The sequence below is a fragment of the Paraburkholderia sp. BR14320 genome (assembly GCF_040948665.1).
Taxonomy (GTDB): Bacteria; Pseudomonadota; Gammaproteobacteria; order Burkholderiales; family Burkholderiaceae; genus Paraburkholderia; species Paraburkholderia youngii.
Window position 1 is genome coordinate 1 of record NZ_JBFPKG010000132.1, and the last position, 4,046, is coordinate 4,046.

Consider the following 4,046-nt stretch of genomic DNA (forward strand, 5'->3'; position numbering starts at 1 on the left):
GACCACCGGGTCGCCGGAGCCGGTGGTCGCGGCGGTGGAGGAATTTGCGCCCGCGGCCCGCTGCGCCTCATGCAGCGCTTGGTAGCGCCGGATCGTCTTGCGATCGATACCCGTGAGCTCATGGATCCTGCGCTGACTCACGCCCCGCTCGAGCAGCGTGAATATCGCGCTTTGCAGATGCTGCTTCAAGACATTCACTCCCTGGTCTCCTTCTTCTCTGAAGGAGACGACAATAAATGTCCTGCAGCACCGCTACAGACCGCTCAGCCAGCGATCGTTACCTGGGGATTTTGAAGTGACCATACCTGGAGGAATTTGACCGACCGCCGGGGTCCCTGCCCAACGCGATGAAAGGGATCACTCGGCAGTGACCGTGAACTTCTTGGACGCAAAGCTCAGGTTTCCGCGCGAAGAGGTGATTTCGAACCCGTACTGCAGGTCACCGATTTCAAGATCATCATCAAAATAGTTGAGCGAGCGCAGATATTTCATAAATGCCAGCACATCGATCGCGGCGTTGTCAGTCTTCGTCGTGCGGACGAACGTGTAGACGATGTTGCGGCGGTTGGTGCCCACGTACACGTTCCAACTTCCGTTGGACAGCGATACGTTTCGATAAAGTGGAATTGCGCATCCGGCTTGCGTCCAGTTGTAGGAGATGGGCTTGACATTGCCGCAACCTTCCGCAGTTCCGGTGTAGTTCAGCCATATCATGATTTCATGCGCCTCACCTCCGGCCCAGATATCAAACGTTGACTCCCAGGCGCCACCAGATGGCGTAGTAGCCGAGACGATTGCGGAAAGCGAGTTCAGTGAGCCGATGGTCTTGTTGACTTTGTATCCGATGTGCGGATAGGACTTGATGCCACTGGTGTTGGGTTGATCTGAAGTAACGCTCCAGTCGACCTCGCTGTCTCCTCCGAGCTTGCTGTTAGCCCTTATTGTCTGGGGACCCGCGGTGACATACCTGCAGGGTGACCACACGTCGTTGTTGATCGTGTACCTACCGTAGATCCGAGAAGCGAAGAGATTTTCCGCAGAGCAGGATGACGTTTCGGGGGAAGTAGCAGACCACGTCTGGGCCTGCGCACTGGCAGTCCAAAGCATCAGCGCGGCGGTGGCAATGGCGGCACGGGTCGCGCGGATCAAGATTCGAGGCATGGTCTTTCTGATCTCCTGTCAGGTAGTAGGGGTTGGTCGGCATCGGTGAAGGTCAGCGGCTTGGGCAACCTTCCGATCGAGAGAGAAACCGTGTGTGGGGCGACGTACTCTTAGACTGGGGGGGGGGCTCTCGCCAGTGGGCGCTCATGTCAGGTATCTCCATAGCGCTGCCGAGAGAGCGCATATACACCGAACGTCCTTGAACACGAGCATAAAATCTTGCGCCGTTGGCGCCGCGCGAGACGGCCAAGTGATACCGATCTCAGCGTTACCGCTATAGTTCGACGGCCCGCGATTCGCCTTCACCGTCGATGGTTTCAGGCGACGTTGTATTGGCAAATGTTTTGTCTACCAGTGCCGCTCAATTCAAGCGAATGCCCCGACCAATCATCGTCAACTCTCCTGCGTTATGCTGTCAGATTTGGCTTTGGACCAGCGATTTTGTCCAAACGGAAACATAAAGTAGTCGCGCACGGTGAGGGGCTCGGGTTGATTGCGAAGGCCCACTTCGGGCCATTCGTCCCGTTTCGGCCAGTATGCCGTGCTGAAGATAGTGTCCCAGATGGTCGTAAAGAACCCGTAGTTTCGGTGCCGATGATGCGGCTGAGTTGAGTGATGAATTCGGTGGAACTGACCGTCTCCGATGATATATCGCAGAGGCCCAAGGTTGATGCGCGTGCTGGAGTGCGACAGATGCGCCTGAAAGGTAATGAGGGTCATGGCAGCAGCCGGCACCACGCCAGACTCGAAGTGGATCAGCGCGAGCGGTAATGCTACAAACAAGGCGTAGATAACCGGCTCGGAAATGTGATGATTGCAATTCCATGCCGTCAGTTCGCGAATCGAGTGATGTGTAGCGTGCAAGCGCCAGAGGAATGGCACGGCGTGCTGTGCACGGTGCATCCAGTAGTAAAAGAAGTCACCGGCAATTGCGACCACAACGCCTGAAAGGATGGCGAAAGCCGTCTTGATAACTGCGTTGTCAGAGTGAAGCACTGTTGAAAGATTGACCGTCAGGAGCGGCTTGACGCCTAACCATTGCAAGCCCACAGCGTACAAGTGCCAGATTAGCGCGCCGCATCCAATCCGAATCGCCCAGTTCCGTGCGCCGCGAAGGTACGATGCGAAGCTGTATCGATAAGCCGGAAACGCGATCTCAAGAGCTGCACATAACGTGGCAAAAATCGCAAGCAATTTGAACGATTGGACGGCGAACTGGACCATCTGGTGGATATCGACAGCATTCATTGTTTGCTCCGGTGAACAGATCGAATTCGGAGATCTCGGGTCGAAAAGCTGCTTGTCAAAATGGCCGGCTTCTTCATGGGTGTCAAGCAGTTACGTGACTTAAGAAGTACACCAATGTAGTAACTCGGAGTGCCAATCGATATCCGTGGCGATGGGCATTGCACGCCACAAGATCGTGCAAGGTGTCTATTGAGGGCGCCCCAACACGGTGACTGTGCCGCGGCAGCATCATCACTATCCGCCATTTTCTGAAATCGCAAAAATCAATTGTTTGGATAAGACGCATTCGCGTCACAAATGACTTTCTCAATACAGACTCAAGAGGTGGTCGAAGGCATAGCATGCACTGCACTCAAAGTGCACTGCCGTCGCGACGTGACAGTAACCGAAGGCCGGTGCCGTCGGCACGGCGCCCTAAGATAAATGAAGCCACGACATGATGACGTGCGCCGTGTGGAGCGGCCAGCGCAACTATTGTCGTTGCCACTCCGGCGGCAAGCTCGATAAGACGACGAATGCGGGGCGGGGGTTTCATGCATCTGTGAAATGGGTCGCGCATGCTATGCGAGACCGCAACTGAGATGCTTGTAGCGGCTGCGGATCGCTGCCAGAAGGGCTATCGAAGGTAGATTGAAAGTTCTAAAGTGATCATGGCGACGCCCACAATCCAACGGGCATGCGAAGACCACGTCGGCGTTGACCTGCGGTCCACACACCTGGTACTGCTTTTTTTGGGGCTCATCCTGAAACGTGAGCCCAATTCGAGAGTTCCTCGGCCGGTTCCGGCACGCCATCATATGGGGGGCCCTATCTAATTCGTCAAGCGTTAGGGGCTGACTTGGGTTTGGAGCTGACTTGGGTCCGTAAAAGGTGCCATCGCGCAGGATGGCGAACAGGACATCACAGCGTCGCCGTGCGAGCGCGATGAGTGCCTAGTTATGTCGCTTACCGTGCTGGACCTTGCGTGCGGGATACGCTCGCGAATCGGGGGGTCTCGCGAGGCCGCGAAGGCGATAGGAACAAGGCGCGCTTGAGTACCTTGTTGCCGCGGTTGGACGGATGCTCGCCCCTGATAGATGAGCCTGAGCGCCGGGTAACTGGTGCGAGGCCAGCGTAGGCCCGCCAGGTGACCTGCCGAAGCGAAGGCTTGGTGCGCGACCTCGGTGAGGAGTCTGGCGGCGGTCCTGACGCCCTCCCCGGCATGCTGGTCAGGACCGGCCAAAGAGGGTGAGCAAGCCCCGCCGCTCTACTTCGCCGGCGATTTCGTCGCGCTGCTTGCGTAAGGCGGCGAGCTGCTGAGCCAGGCGCGGCATGACGATGGTGGCGGTTTGCGTGCCGGGCACCGTCACGGCCTGTTCGCCCAGCGCTTGAACGATTTCGGCCCCCAATCCCGTGCCCATGCGTGGCGCGAGCTTGGTCAGGCGGTTGGCAAGCGTCTTCTCGCTGGTTGCTGCAAGCGCGGCTGGAGACGGGTAGCGCTCGAGTAGATCGAGCACGGCGGGATGCTCGAGGGTAAGCGGCTCATGACGGCCATTCTCGACGGCTGAGCGAACCGGTTGGTAGTTTAGTTCCCGCTAAATAATTTGGTGGGAACTAAAGTGGACGAGACATTGAATCGGATCGCGAAGGTCAAGCGA

2 protein-coding genes and 2 pseudogenes are annotated in these 4,046 nt (G+C 57.1%); all 4 read right to left on the bottom strand.

Features of this window, described 5'->3' with window-relative positions; genetic code table 11:
- Positions 1–234 (bottom strand): annotated as a pseudogene (locus AB3X89_RS39015) (hypothetical protein); the annotation flags it as partial.
- A gap of 123 nt (positions 235–357) precedes the next feature.
- A complete protein-coding gene (locus AB3X89_RS39020) occupies positions 358–1,161 on the bottom strand; it encodes a glycosyl hydrolase (protein WP_368587916.1) in 804 nt (267 codons plus the stop codon).
- A gap of 393 nt (positions 1,162–1,554) precedes the next feature.
- Positions 1,555–2,409 (bottom strand): sterol desaturase family protein, encoded by an 855-nt coding sequence (locus AB3X89_RS39025; RefSeq protein WP_368587917.1) that lies wholly within the window; start codon positions 2,407–2,409, stop codon positions 1,555–1,557.
- Positions 2,410–3,257: 848 nt separating this feature from the next.
- Positions 3,258–3,920 (bottom strand): annotated as a pseudogene (locus AB3X89_RS39030) (transposase); the annotation flags it as partial.
- Positions 3,921–4,046: the final 126 nt, after the last annotated feature.